Below are 12,429 nucleotides of genomic sequence, written 5' to 3'. Positions count from 1 at the left end.
TCCATCCGTTGGAAGGAACGCATCCATTAGGATACTTCAGGACCGCTTCACCGCCGGAGCCAGTTCCAGACGACCAGCCGTGGTCGGCTGTGCCGGTCTGGACAGGTTGGCCTTGATTTCCCGGATGACCTGTAACCCGTCCACGTGGGCGTCGTGCTTGGTGGTGATGGCGTTGAGCAGGGTTTGCAGTTTCAGGAAGTCCGTTCCCCGGATCATGCCCACCATCCCGCCGAGCACGATGCGGCGCAGGGCCAGTTCTCCGCGGGTGCTCTCCCGAAGCTTTTCAGCCAGGGGCAGCAGCAGGAAGTTGGCCAGGACGATGCCATAAAGCGTGGAGACCAGGGTGACCGGGATGCTCTTCAGGATCAACGTCGTGTCGCCCAGACCCACCAACATGCCCACCAACCCGATGACGCTGCCGGCCACGCCGAAGGACGGGGCGTAAGTGGCCATATTCCGAAAAATGCGCTCCATCTCCTCTCGGTATTGCACGAAAGCCTTGGCCTCGGCCTGAAACACTTCCCGAATCTCCGCCTCGGTATAGCCGTCCTCCAGCATTTCCAGACCCCGCGTGAGCGGCGGATAGTCCGGGGCGTTTTCTTCCAGGGCAAGCCGACCTGTGCGTTTGTAGACATGGGCCGTGCGCAGCAGTTCCTTGACCAGAATCCGCTCCGGCACGGAGTTTTCCGCATAGGCCGTTCGCACGCAGCGCCAAGCCCGTCGCAGCCCGTCCGGTCCGCTGCCCAAAAGCGCCGATCCCAAGGTCCCGGTGAACACCACGAGCAAGGCCGTTAGGTTGAAGTAGACCTGGGCCTGACCGGAAAAGAAAAACACGGCGATGAAGCCGAAGAAACAAATAGCCGCTGTGATCAGGGTTCTGCTTTTCATGAGAAACTCCTTGGCCGGAGAGATTTGCGCTGTGTTGAAGGCGTTTGATGGTGATTTTCTGGAACGATCAAGGCTCGATCCGGATTTCCACGCGGCGTTGGATATGCTCCCGTCCTGACAGCCGGGGAGTCAGGGGGCGATCGGCACCGGTGGCCTGGATGATCAGCATGTCCGGATTCAGACCAGTTTCCCGCACGAAATGTTCAGCCACGGCGGCGGCCCGCAAGGCCGCGACCTCCCAGACGCCGGGGTGTCGAGCGCGACCGCCGGAGGGCGGTCCAGGCACTTCCGAAGCAGTATGGGCGTCATCGGCAAAGCCGGTGATCACCACGTTGCCCTGGGCCAGGGCAACCGTGTGTCCGATTTTTGACAACAGAGGCCTGGAACGCAGGTCCAACTCGTGGGACAGGGGCGGAAATAGATTCTCGCCAAACAAGGAAATAACGATGGAAGCGTCGTCGAGGAAAGCGACGTTCACCGAACGCTCGTGGCCGAGCAGGCGATCCCGGAGCACCTCATAGAGCGGGAGCATGTTCAACTGAGCCGGAGACGAGGAAACGGTCTGGATGCTGGCCGGGGTGCGATGGCCGATCACCATCCGGTCCTTTTCGCGCAGGGAAAAGACGAACAGCACCAGGAACAGGATGAACATGACCATCATCAGGTCGGACCAGGGCACGGACCACGTCACGGACCGCTGTTCGCCCCGTTCCAGAGAAAACTCCGGGATATTCAAGGGATGTTGGTGGACTGAAGGGGATTTTTCAGGAGGAGCTTTTTGCCGGGGCATAATGTTCTCGCTTGGGGTTTGCCAGGGATACATGCAAGTGCAATGCCTGTTTTTGCTTTGACCCAAGCGGAGATGACCTGTCCCGGTTGAGGGAAGACTCCGGGTTGCGGGAAGAGATCAGGGGACGTGTTTAAACGGTAGGACCACGTGAACGGAAGTCCCTTCGTCGGGAAAGCTTTCCACGGATATGTTTCCGCCCATTTGGTCCACAAGTCGCTTGACCACGGCCAGCCCCAAACCGGCGCCCTGGTATTCGCGGGTGTAGGAACCATCGACTTGGACGAATGGCGCGAACAAGTCCTTGAGCTTGTCGTCGGGAATGCCGACGCCGGTGTCCGTCACCGAAAACAAAATTCGAGGATCTCCATCCCGGATTGGAGGAAGTTGAGTCAGTCCCAGCTTGACGCTCCCTTTTTGCGTAAACTTCAAGGCATTGCCAATCAGGTTGAACAGAATCTGGCGGACCCTGCCCACGTCGCCGACGAGTTCCGATGGGATTGCCTCGTCAATGGAACATTCCACCGCGATGCCTTTCTCCAAAGTAATGACCGTGAAAAGATCAAGAACCGTCTCACAGAGACCCGGGACCCGAAACTGCTCGGCAACTGCCCTTCGCATCCCCGACTCGTATTGTGAAATCTCCAGCAGGTCGGTGAGTAGCCGGGTGAATCTTTCGGAAGCTTTTACCGCCAGAGAGACGAACTGGCGTTGTTCCTCGTCCAAATTCGTGGTCTGCAAAAGCTGCAGCATGCCCAGGATTCCGTTGAACGGCGTACGCAATTCGTGACTCATGTTGGCCAGGAACTCGCTTTTGGTCCTGTTGGCGGCCTCGGCCGCTTCCTTGGCCGTGATGATGGACTGTTCGGCCAGTTTTTGATGGGTAATGTCGGCAAGAAACCCGGTATAGGATACACGCCCATGCTCATCCTGCTCGCACCTGGTTGTCATGGTCGCCCAGTACGTGCTCCCGTCGCGACGTCTGAACTCCGCGACGAAGCACCCCGTCCCGCCCTGTTCGCGTAGCACCTCCATGAACAGTTTCCGCTCTTCGGGGCGAGCGTAAAGCTGGTCGGCAATGTTCGTCACCTGGGCCACCATTTCCTCGGGCGACGCATATCCGGCGATCCGGGCGTACTCCGGATTCACGGTCAGATAGCGGCCTTCCGGAGTCGACTGAAAAATACCCACTGGAGCGCCGTCAAAAAGTTCCCGGTAGCGCCGTTCGCTTTTTCGTAGCGCTTCCTCCGCCTGCTTCCGTTCGGTGATGTCCTCGACCGTCACCAGGATACCGCTGACGTTACCGTCCTCATCGTGAAGGGGAATTTTGTTGGTGTCCAGCCAAGCATTTTTTCCATCAGCCTGGAATTGAGGCTCTTGGATATGGTATTCGGCTCGGCCTGAGCGCATCACTTTTTCGTCGCAAGCACGATAAAAATCGGCCTCTTCCTTTCTCCAGGCCAAATCGTGGTCCGTTTTTCCCTGAATTTCGGAAGGGTGACTTAGCCCCGCCGCCTTGGCCGCGTTCCTGTTGCAACCCAGGAAGACGGAGTCGCGATCTTTCCAGAAGATGAGCTGGGGAATGGCGTCCATGACCAGTTCAAGCATTTGTTTGGATTGGACCAATTCCTTTTCGATTCGCTTTCGTTCCCGTAAGTCAATCTCTTGTGCCATGGGGTCTCCAAATGGACATAGTCGCGAACACTAAAAACAGTGGTTAATATCTCGAAAATACAAGGGTTTCTTATTTTCCTCAACATATTGAACATCAAGGCGTTTAAATGCGTATCACGGCCGTGGGCTAAAGAAAAGTCAAATAATGGGCAATGGATAGGTGTTTGGCTTGCGATTCTTGCGTCATCACTTGTTGGGGTCAAAAGCAGGTCGCGCCTACCGTTCCCAATAGAAACGCGCGGTCGCTGGACCGCTACAATGATTTGGTTTCGCGGCAACATGCACCCGACGTATTGACATGACCGCCGTTCATGACAGACCTTGACCGTCCGGCATTGTATTTATTGAGCGCTTCTTATCCCTTTTCAGGAGGATCATCCATGATCTCGCGAAAAACGATTCATTGCCTGTTGCTCGCCGTCGGCCTTGCTTTGTTTGGTACGGTGGGAACGGTTTCGGCGCAGGAGACCACGGACCAGTCGCCAGAACAACCCACGGCCCAGCCCAGACAGGCCCCTCCGCCGACGGAGGAAGCGGTGGAGGAATCGGCGCCGGAGGCGGTGAAGGAAGTCGGGATTCCCGTGTTGGTGGAACACCTGGGAACGGATCCAGTGGGCATGCGTCTGGCCCTGCACCTCAAGGAGACGTTCCAGAAATCCAGCCTGTTCCGACTGGCCGGGCCGGATGAGAAGCACCTCGGCCTGCGCCTGGTCACCCGCCCCCAGTTCGCGGACCGTCCGTATCTCGGCTCAGCCTACGTGCTGGTCTGGCGGTACGTGGAATCCAGGGAGGTTCTGGCCTACTTTTTAGGGGAACGCCTGGGCTTCGTGGACGCGGACGTGGTGGCCCAGGAAGCCGAGGTGCTGGTCGCGGAAACGGACCGGATCAAGGGACGGTACGGGTATCTGCTGGAGTAAGAGGCGGCTCGTCGTGCTCGTGTTCGCAATCTATTAAGGCCGCGGCAACACAGGCCTCCAGATTGCAGACACGGATTTGCTGAACATGAGCACGTTTTTTCTCTGGCATTACGGAACAGGCTGAACCCCATTCTGGCCCAGAAAGTCGGCGATCAAGGGCAGGTCAAATGTATCTGCCAGGTCCGGAAAGATGGCGTTGAACCGTGCGGCGAAGTCCCTGCCCAGGTTCAGCGGGGCGAGCATCCCGGCCAGGAAGACCGGAACGTCGCGCTCCTGAAATATCTCCACCATGGCGGTGAGGTTGCGGCGGGTGATGTCCGGGTTCACCCCGCGCAGGGCGTCGTTGGCGCCCAGTTCGAGAATTGCCAGAATTTTGCGATCCGACGGCAACCCGGCCAGCACCCATTCCAGCCGATCCAGACCGTCAGCCGTGGTATCCCCGGAAACCCCGGCGTTGATCACCTGGACGGGATAGCCTTTGCCGCGCAGTCGGGTTTCGAGAACGGCGGGAAAAGCGTCCTGCTCGGCCACGCCGTATCCGGCGGTGAGGCTGTCGCCGAAGGCCAGAAGCATGGCTTCGTTGGAGGAAGCGGCGTGGCCGGAGGATGGACCGGAAAGCTTTTGAGATGTTGCGAAGACCATGAACACCACCAGGAAGGCGAGAATGTGATGCGGACGGAAAACGGGGGAAGTCATGTTGATGATCATCCGGTGATTGAGTTGCGCGACGTGCGGCTGAGCCTAGACGCGGGTGGGAGTACGGTCAAGATTCTGCGCGGCGTGGATCTACGCGTGGCTTCCGGTGAAACCGTGGCCGTGACCGGCCCGTCCGGTTCCGGCAAGACCTCGCTGCTGATGGTCATGGCCGGTTTGGAGGCGGTCAGCTCCGGCGAGGTGCGCATTCTGGGCCGGGACGTGACCCACATGAGCGAGGACGCCCTGGCCCGGTTGCGGCGCGGGCGGGTCGGCATCGTGTTTCAGGGGTTTCATCTCGTGCCCACCATGACCGCGGTGGAAAATGTCCGGCTGCCCCTGGAGCTGGCCGGGGCTCCGGATGCCCGGCGCAAGGCCGAGGAGTCCCTGGAGCGGGTCGGGTTGAGTGAGCGGCTGCGGCATTACCCGGCCCAATTGTCCGGCGGGGAGCAACAGCGGGTGGCTCTGGCCCGGGCCTTTGCCGATGCACCGGGGATCGTGCTGGCCGACGAGCCCACCGGAAACCTGGACGCTGCCACCGGCTCCGAGGTGATGCGCCGGATGTTCGCTCTGCGCCGCGAGCACGGCGCGGCCTTGGTCCTGGTGACCCACGACGCCGGATTGGCCGGGCAGTGCGACCGCAACCTGGCGATGCGCGACGGTCGCCTGGAGCCCGGCGCGGACAGCGGCCCATGAGCGACGTGCCTCGAAACACCCTGGCCGGTCTCAGCGGAGAGAACGCTGCGGCGGACACCCCGCTGATCATTGCCATGGGCCTGGCCTTGCGGGAGATCCGTAACCGGCCCAAGGGGTTCGGGATTTTCCTGCTCTGTTTGGTCCTCGGCGTTGGGGCGGTGGCCGGGATCGGGACCTTGTCCGCGGCTCTGGACGCCGGGATTCGGAACAATACCCGGGCCATTCTCGGCGGTGACCTGGAACTGCGCCAGGCCCATGCACCCATTCCGGACACCGCCGTGGAAGCGTTCCGGACATTTGGAGCAACGTCCCGGATCGCCTCCCTCCGGGCCATGGCTCGTGGACCGGCCGGGGCCTCGACCCTGACCGAACTCAAGGCCGTGGACCAGGGCTATCCGTTGTACGGCCAAGCCCGGCTCCGTTCCGGGGCGGACCTTCAAACCGCTTTGACCGCTGGAGAAAACGAGCCAGGAGCCGAGCCAAGCGCCGTGGCCGAAGCCGGGCTGCTGGCGAGGATCGGGGCCGAGGTGGGAGACTTGGTGATCGTTGGGGACGCAGCTTTCCGGTTGGTGGACGTGCTGGAGCGAGAGCCGGACAAGGCCGCGGGATTCTTCGGCCTGGGCCCTCGCCTGATGATCTCCCTGGACGACCTGGAGGCCACCGGACTGGTCCAGCCCGGCAGTCTGGTCCGGTACGCGGTGCGCCTGGCCTTGCCGCCTGAAGGCGACCGGGCCGCAGCAACGCGGGCCGTGCGCGTCGAGCTGGAGGCCGCTTTTCCCGAGGCCTCCTGGCAAATCCGGGAGCACGGCTCCGCGGCCAGAGGGCTGACCCGGGCCATTGAGAATCTGTCCAAATACCTCAATCTCGTGGGCTTGGCCGCCCTGCTCATCGGCGGGTTGGGGGTGGCCGGAAGCGTCCAGGCCTATTTCGAGGGCCGTCGAACGACCCTGGCCACCATGCGCTGCCTGGGGGCCACGTCTCGAACCCTTTTCATCTTTTGCCTGACCCAGGTGCTGGTGATGGCTCTGCTGGGCGGCCTCGCGGGACTGGCCCTGGGCGTCGGTCTGGCCAACCTCGGGGCCGCGGCCCTGGCCCGGGGTCTTGGCCTGCAAGCGGTTCTGGGCCTGTACCCTGAAGTGCTGGCCACGGCCCTGATCCTGGGGCTGTGCACCACCCTGGCCTTTGTGCTCCGGCCTCTGTATCTCGCCTTGCGGTTTCGTCCGGCTGAGCTGTTTCGCGGGTACGTTCAACCCCTTTCTCAACCCTTGCGCTTCCGGGAACGGGTGATGATCACCCTGACCTGGCTGGCCCTGGCCGGGTTGATGGCCGCGGCCGTGGAGGACACCCGGACCGTGGCCGCTTTTTTCAGCGCCGCTCTGGTCAGCGTGTTCCTGTTCTACGGCGCCGCCCGGCTCGCTGGATGGGGTGCAGCCAAGGTCAGTGGAGTTTGGGCCGGACACAGTCCACGTTGGGCGGGGCCTCTGTTGCGCCAGGCCGTGGCTAACCTGCACCGACCAGGGGCCATGACCGCCAGCGTGATCTTTTCCCTGGGTCTGGGGTTGACCATGCTGGTGACCGTGGCCCTGGTGGACGGCTCGTTCCAGGATCGGCTCCTCCGGCAATTGCCCAGAAACGCGCCGGACTTCTTTTTCGTGGATATTCCCCGGAACCAGGTCGAGGCATTGCGTGAGACGGCGCGGTCCTGGCCGGAGCTGACGGAATGGAAAGACCAACCTTCCATTCGCGGGCGAATCGTGGCCATCGGCGGCCTGACCCCGGAGGAGGCCCTGCGGGACCCAGCCGTGGAATGGGCTATTCGCGGTGAACGCGGGGTGACCTTTGCCGACCGGCCCATGGAAGACGTCCGCATCGTGGGTGGGACCTGGTGGCCGGAGGGCTATCGCGGCCCGGCCCGGGTGTGCATGGACGAGGGCATTGCCCGCGGCCTGAGCGCAGGGCTGGGCGACACCCTGGTCATGAACATTCTGGGCCGGGAAATCCAGGCCGAGATCACCTGTCTGCGGGAGGTGGACTGGGAATCCCTGGCCCTGAACCACTCGATCATCTTTTCCCCCGGCATCCTGGACGGCTCGCCATACACGCATATCGCCACCGTCTCCCTGGCACCGCAAACACCGGAGGACCGCCGGGCGGCGTTGCTGGCCGCATTGTCCGAGAATTTCAGCCGGGTGGTGGCCGTGGATGTCCGGGACGTGCTGGAAGACGTAGCCCGGGTCACGGACCAGATCGGCCTGGGCGTCCGGGCCATCGCGGCCATGACCCTGCTGGCCGGGGTCGTGGTTCTGGCCGGAGTGATCCGGGCCGGGCTGGACCGACGGCGCTACGAAGCCGCGATCTTTAAGGTCTGCGGGGCCACCCGCCGGGACGTGGTCACCACCCTGGGGCTGGAGTTTCTGCTGCTGGGCGGCGTGGCCGCCTCCCTGGCCGCCGGGCTGGGCACGGGCCTGGCCTGGTGGTTCGTGAGCCGCGTCCTGGACGACCCCTGGACGTTTCTCCCCGGCACCCTACTGACGGTGCTGGCCCTGGGGCTGCTTGTGGTCCTGGCCTGCGGCTTGGCCGGAATGCGCTCGGTCCTGGCCGCCCGGCCCTGGGCCCTGCTGCGGAATGAATAACGGGAAAAGCGAACAACCTTCCATTGTCATTTCTTCCCCGTCCCCGTCCACGTCCACGAACCCACCTGAATCATCGCGAAAATTTTCGTGTACGTGTACGGGGACGCTCACGAGTCAGGACGGGCATGCGTGGGGCCAAAAAAAGAAAGAAGGGGGGCGTAACGCCCCCCTTCTTTAATACAATCCGCACGACTTCGAACTAGCCGAGAATGGCCTTCAGGTCTTCGTCCGGAGTGGTGATGGGCTTGATGTTGAAGGTGTCCACCAGGACCTGGAGCACGTTGGGCGAGGTGAAGGCCGGCAGTGAGGGTCCGAGGCGGATATCCTGGATGCCCAGGTGCAGCAGGGTCAGCAGGATGGCCACGGCCTTCTGTTCGTACCAGGACAGGACCAGGGACAGGGGCAGTTCGTTCACGCCCACGCCAAAGGCCTTGGACAGGGCCACGGCCACCTGGATGGCCGAGTAGGCATCGTTGCACTGGCCCATGTCCAGCAGCCGGGGCAGGCCGTCGATGGCGCCCAGATCCTTGTCGAAAAAGCGGAACTTGCCGCAGGCCAGGGTCAGGACCACGCAGTCCGAGGGCACCTTTTCCACGAACTCGGTGTAGTAGTTACGGCCGGGCTTGGCCCCGTCGCAGCCGGCAACCAGGAAAAAGTGGCGGATCTTCTTGTTCTTGACCAGTTCGACGACCTTGTCCGCCGCGGAAAGCACCGCGTTGCGGGCAAAGCCGGTCATTACGGTCTTGCCGGGGACGTCCTCGGCAAAGCCGGGCATTTCCAAGGCCTTGGCGATCACCGGACCGAATTCGCCGTTCTTGACGTGCTGGACCCCGGGAAAGCCCACCAGACCGGTGGTGAAGATGTTGCCCTTGTAGCTTTCCTGCGGGCGCTGGATGCAGTTGGTGGTCATCAGGATGGCCCCGGGGAAGGCGCTGAATTCCTTGTGCTGGTTCTGCCAGGCCGTGCCGTAGTGGCCATGGAAGTGCGAATAGGCCTTCAACTTGGGATAGCCGTGGGCCGGCAGCATTTCCCCGTGGGTGTAGATGTTGATGCCCTTGCCTGTGGTCTGCTTGAGCAACTCTTCCAGATCCTTCAGATCGTGGCCGGACACCAGGATGGCCTTGCCCTTTATCGGGCCAAGGGGCACGGGCGTGGGGACCGGGTCGCCGTAGGCGCCGGTATTGGCCGCATCCAGAATCTCCATGGTCTTCAGGTTGACCTCGCCGCAGCGCAGCACCAGTCCCAGCCAGTCTGGCAGCTCCAGATCCGTGCGGGTCATGGTGGCCATGGCCTCATGGATGAAGGCGTACACCGAGTCGTCGGTTTGGCCCAGAATCCGGGCGTGATCGGCATAGGCGGCCACACCTTTGAGTCCAAACAGCAGAGTATGCTTCAGGGAGCGCTTGTCCGGGTCGGTCACCTTGTCGTTGTGCAGACCGTGCTCTTCGCCTTGGTGGACCAAGCCGTCCATGGTCGGAGCAGGCTCGAAGGTCGCTTCCGGAGCATCGAATTCCGCGACGCCGCCCGCTGCCTTGACCTTGGCCCGCAGTTCCTCGCGGTAGGTGACAGCCTGTTTGATCAGGGGCACGAACCGCTCCGGATCGAAGTCCACGTTGGTCAACGTGGAAAACAACGCCTCGCAGGCAAAAGCGTCAATCTCCGCGCTCTTCACGCCCACCTTGCGGCCTTCGTGGGCCACCAGCCCCAACCCCTGCAGTGCATACACCAGCAGGTCCTGTAACGCGGCAACGTCCGGCTGTTTGCCGCACACGCCGACCTTCTCGCATCCCTGGCCCTTGGCCGTCTGTTCACACTGGTAACAAAACATGGTCATGACTTGCCTCCTCTGAATCTATAGGTTTGGTAAAAAGGATTTTCCGCCGAACACGGGTCTCGTTCTACCTAACTTGCAAAGCCGCGCCTTGATCTATGTCAAAAAGCCGCAAATCCGTTTTTCTGATGCTTTTCGGCAATGTCCGCTGTCAGTTTTTCCAGGACGCATCTGTCTCGTTCAGTTGATGCAGATGCCCCCATGTCGACTCATGCCCCATCTCGCTGTGATGGTTGCCGCTACACGAGGTCCCGCCCGCCCTTGGGCAGCGTAAAATACACGGTCGTTCCCTGCCCTTGTGCGCTTTCTACCCAGATTCGGCCCCCATGCTTCTCGATAAACTGTTTGCAGATGACCAGGCCGAGGCCGGTTCCCTTCTCGCCTTCCGTTCCAAGCTGACGCTTGTCCTTGGAAATGACGAAGAGGTTGGACAGCCTCTCCTTGTTTATGCCGATACCGCTGTCTTTCACGGCCATCTGAATAACGTCGCCTTCTTGGCGGGCCGTAACGAGAACTTCTCCACCACGGGGCGTGAATTTCACGGCATTGAAGAGCAGGTTGCGAATGACGGTGTTGATCATCGGCTTGTCGATCATGGCCGTCATGTTATGGGGGATGTCAATGGTAATTGAGATGCTCTTCTGATCGGCCACCCCCTGGGCCGATTTCAGACTAATATTCGCCAATTCAGACAAATTGGACGACTTCCTTACAAACTCCAGGTTGCCTTGCTCCATGCGCGCCCATTGCATCAAGTCTTCCAAAAGCGCCATCACATTGCGCGTGCTCGTATGCAGTTCCGCGGCCAGATGGGCTGTCTCATGTTCCGTGAAGAGCTTGATGTCTTCGGAAAGCAACTGGGTTGAGGTCATCAGGCCGGACAAGGGGGATTTCAGGTCATGGGCGATAATGGAAAAGAGTCTGTCTTTGTCCTCATTGGATCTTTGCAACTGCTGATTGACCTGCCTGATCATCTCCTCGGCCTGTTCGCGTTCAGCCATTTCGCTGCGTAGCTTGGCGTTGGACGTTTCAAGCTCCATCGTTCGTCGCCGAACACGATCTTCAAGTTCGTTTCGTTCAATTTGGAGGGCTTTGGACATGCTGTTGAACGTGTTGGCGAGATCGACCAGTTCCGTGCCTTTGGGCGGCGTGATCTGCTCCCCCAAGTGCGCGGGGTCCGTGGCGATGGCCTGGGCCTTGTCGCGAAGATATCCCAATGGGCTGAATATCCAGCGCTTGTTCAGGAACACGGTCACGCAGAAAAGGCCTACGAGTACGGTCCCGAACGCAATGGCCAACTGCAAAGTGAGGTGATTGACGGATGTGTATGCCGCCTCAAGGGGAATCCGGATGGATACGGCTGAGACGACCTCACCCTCCGTCCGGCTAAAGCTGCGCTCCGAGCCGTAGGCTTCCACGAGGCCCCGCGGAGCGAACTCCGGTTCGGAATGGCAACGAAGACATGTTGCTTCCATGGCCTCGCCGCGCTGCAAAACGGTGAAGTAGGGCTCACCGTCGAAAATCCGGATTTCAGACAACGAATGCACCCCATCGTCCTGGTTCAGCCTTTCAATGAAATCCCGCTCCAGGGCGTCGGCTTCATTAGCCGGGTGACGAGCATTGATTGCCGCCTCCTTGTAATAATAAGGAATGTCGTGCAATCCTTTAAAATACTCTTCCATTTCGCGCACGGCATATGTTGAGGACATCCACACCGGGTCGAACTGCTCGCCCAGTTCAGGTGCGTTTGCCGCGGCGAAGTCAAACAATGTCGGTTTGAGTTGATGCGAGAAATAGGTATGCACGGCCAACCTGGAATCCAGAATCACCTGGGCCTTTTCCTGGGCTTCGAGCAAGGCATGCTCTTTCATCCTGGCATTTACAAAGAGAATCGAAATCAAGGCGGCGACAAGAATAACTCCCCCAATCGTCGCGGCCAGGCGGGTATTTATGCTCATATGTTCTCCTGTTATTTAGCCAAAGGCCATTCCCGGAGCTTTACGACTTTCGTCGGCACGCGGCGCAAGCGCGTCGGGTCTGCATCTCAAGGGGCAGTGAAAGCGTCTTGCCCGTCGGACTCGCTACTCTCAACCCGGTTGCGCCCGCTGGCATTCGCCCGCAGCAACGCCTGATCGGCGGGTTTGAGCAGCGTGTCGGCGTTATCGCCTGTGCCCATGGTCGTCAGCCACGTTGCACCAGAGCGGTTCATGGTCGCATTCAGCTTCTCGTCTGAAACCACGTTCCAGGAAATCCGTCAACACGGGAGGTAGTATCGAAGATTTGGCGCAAGCTTGTCTCGACTCTGGCCCC

The 12,429-nt window shown here is 60.7% G+C and carries 9 protein-coding genes; 3 read left to right on the top strand and 6 right to left on the bottom strand.

Features of this window, described 5'->3' with window-relative positions:
* Positions 1 to 36: 36 nt before the first annotated feature.
* The 3 genes from GY33_RS0108865 to GY33_RS0108855 all read right to left on the bottom strand — a co-directional run bounded on the left by GY33_RS0108865 (position 37) and on the right by GY33_RS0108855 (position 3,349).
* Positions 37 to 888 (bottom strand): motility protein A, encoded by an 852-nt coding sequence (locus GY33_RS0108865; RefSeq protein ID WP_051822450.1) that lies wholly within the window; start codon positions 886 to 888, stop codon positions 37 to 39.
* A 67-nt stretch (positions 889 to 955) separates the two neighbouring features.
* Complete coding sequence (locus GY33_RS19760) at positions 956 to 1,678, bottom strand: OmpA family protein (protein WP_031386990.1); 723 nt, start codon at positions 1,676 to 1,678, stop codon at positions 956 to 958.
* A 117-nt stretch (positions 1,679 to 1,795) separates the two neighbouring features.
* Positions 1,796 to 3,349 carry a PAS domain S-box protein gene (locus tag GY33_RS0108855; protein ID WP_051822449.1) on the bottom strand — a complete coding sequence of 518 codons (1,554 nt, stop codon included), beginning with the start codon at positions 3,347 to 3,349 and terminating at the stop codon, positions 1,796 to 1,798.
* 380 nt (positions 3,350 to 3,729) lie between these two features.
* On the opposite strand from GY33_RS0108855, the gene GY33_RS0108850 reads away from it, so the two are divergent.
* A complete protein-coding gene (locus GY33_RS0108850; protein ID WP_035271692.1) occupies positions 3,730 to 4,266 on the top strand; it encodes a hypothetical protein in 537 nt (178 codons plus the stop codon).
* A gap of 108 nt (positions 4,267 to 4,374) precedes the next feature.
* On the opposite strand, the gene GY33_RS0108845 is transcribed toward GY33_RS0108850, so the two are convergent.
* Positions 4,375 to 4,962 (bottom strand): arylesterase, encoded by a 588-nt coding sequence (locus tag GY33_RS0108845; protein WP_051822448.1) that lies wholly within the window; start codon positions 4,960 to 4,962, stop codon positions 4,375 to 4,377.
* On the opposite strand from GY33_RS0108845, the gene GY33_RS0108840 reads away from it, so the two are divergent.
* Positions 4,936 to 5,655 carry an ABC transporter ATP-binding protein gene (locus GY33_RS0108840; RefSeq protein ID WP_051822447.1) on the top strand — a complete coding sequence of 240 codons (720 nt, stop codon included), beginning with the start codon at positions 4,936 to 4,938 and terminating at the stop codon, positions 5,653 to 5,655. The two genes, GY33_RS0108845 and GY33_RS0108840, sit on opposite strands and share 27 nt — an antisense overlap.
* Entirely contained in the window at positions 5,652 to 8,288 is a 2,637-nt protein-coding gene (locus tag GY33_RS0108835) for an ABC transporter permease (protein ID WP_051822446.1), read from the top strand. Before GY33_RS0108840 ends, GY33_RS0108835 begins: the two co-directional genes overlap by 4 nt.
* A gap of 199 nt (positions 8,289 to 8,487) precedes the next feature.
* On the opposite strand, the gene hcp is transcribed toward GY33_RS0108835, so the two are convergent.
* Together hcp and GY33_RS19755 are read right to left on the bottom strand one after the other, a co-directional pair.
* Positions 8,488 to 10,116 (bottom strand): hydroxylamine reductase, encoded by a 1,629-nt coding sequence (gene hcp / locus GY33_RS0108830; RefSeq protein WP_031386984.1) that lies wholly within the window; start codon positions 10,114 to 10,116, stop codon positions 8,488 to 8,490.
* Between the two features lie 242 nt (positions 10,117 to 10,358).
* Entirely contained in the window at positions 10,359 to 12,077 is a 1,719-nt protein-coding gene (locus GY33_RS19755; protein ID WP_051822445.1) for a sensor histidine kinase, read from the bottom strand.
* Positions 12,078 to 12,429 lie beyond the last annotated feature (352 nt).

This window comes from Desulfonatronum thiodismutans (genome assembly GCF_000717475.1).
GTDB classification, from domain to species: domain Bacteria; phylum Desulfobacterota; class Desulfovibrionia; order Desulfovibrionales; family Desulfonatronaceae; genus Desulfonatronum; species Desulfonatronum thiodismutans.
The sequence above is the reverse complement of the archived record's forward strand: the minus strand, read 5'-3'. Positions and strand labels throughout refer to the sequence as shown.

What these genes read in the sequence shown, in the direction of transcription:
- GY33_RS0108850 (WP_035271692.1), top strand. Translation starts at nt 3,730, where the DNA reads ATGATCTCGCGAAAAACGATTCATTGCCTGTTGCTCGCCGTCGGCCTT.
- GY33_RS19760 (WP_031386990.1), bottom strand. Translation starts at nt 1,678, where the DNA reads ATGCCCCGGCAAAAAGCTCCTCCTGAAAAATCCCCTTCAGTCCACCAA.
- GY33_RS0108845 (WP_051822448.1), bottom strand. Translation starts at nt 4,962, where the DNA reads ATGACTTCCCCCGTTTTCCGTCCGCATCACATTCTCGCCTTCCTGGTG.
- GY33_RS0108835 (WP_051822446.1), top strand. Translation starts at nt 5,652, where the DNA reads ATGAGCGACGTGCCTCGAAACACCCTGGCCGGTCTCAGCGGAGAGAAC.
- GY33_RS0108840 (WP_051822447.1), top strand. Translation starts at nt 4,936, where the DNA reads ATGCGGACGGAAAACGGGGGAAGTCATGTTGATGATCATCCGGTGATT.
- hcp (WP_031386984.1), bottom strand. Translation starts at nt 10,116, where the DNA reads ATGTTTTGTTACCAGTGTGAACAGACGGCCAAGGGCCAGGGATGCGAG.
- GY33_RS0108855 (WP_051822449.1), bottom strand. Translation starts at nt 3,349, where the DNA reads ATGGCACAAGAGATTGACTTACGGGAACGAAAGCGAATCGAAAAGGAA.
- GY33_RS19755 (WP_051822445.1), bottom strand. Translation starts at nt 12,077, where the DNA reads ATGAGCATAAATACCCGCCTGGCCGCGACGATTGGGGGAGTTATTCTT.
- GY33_RS0108865 (WP_051822450.1), bottom strand. Translation starts at nt 888, where the DNA reads ATGAAAAGCAGAACCCTGATCACAGCGGCTATTTGTTTCTTCGGCTTC.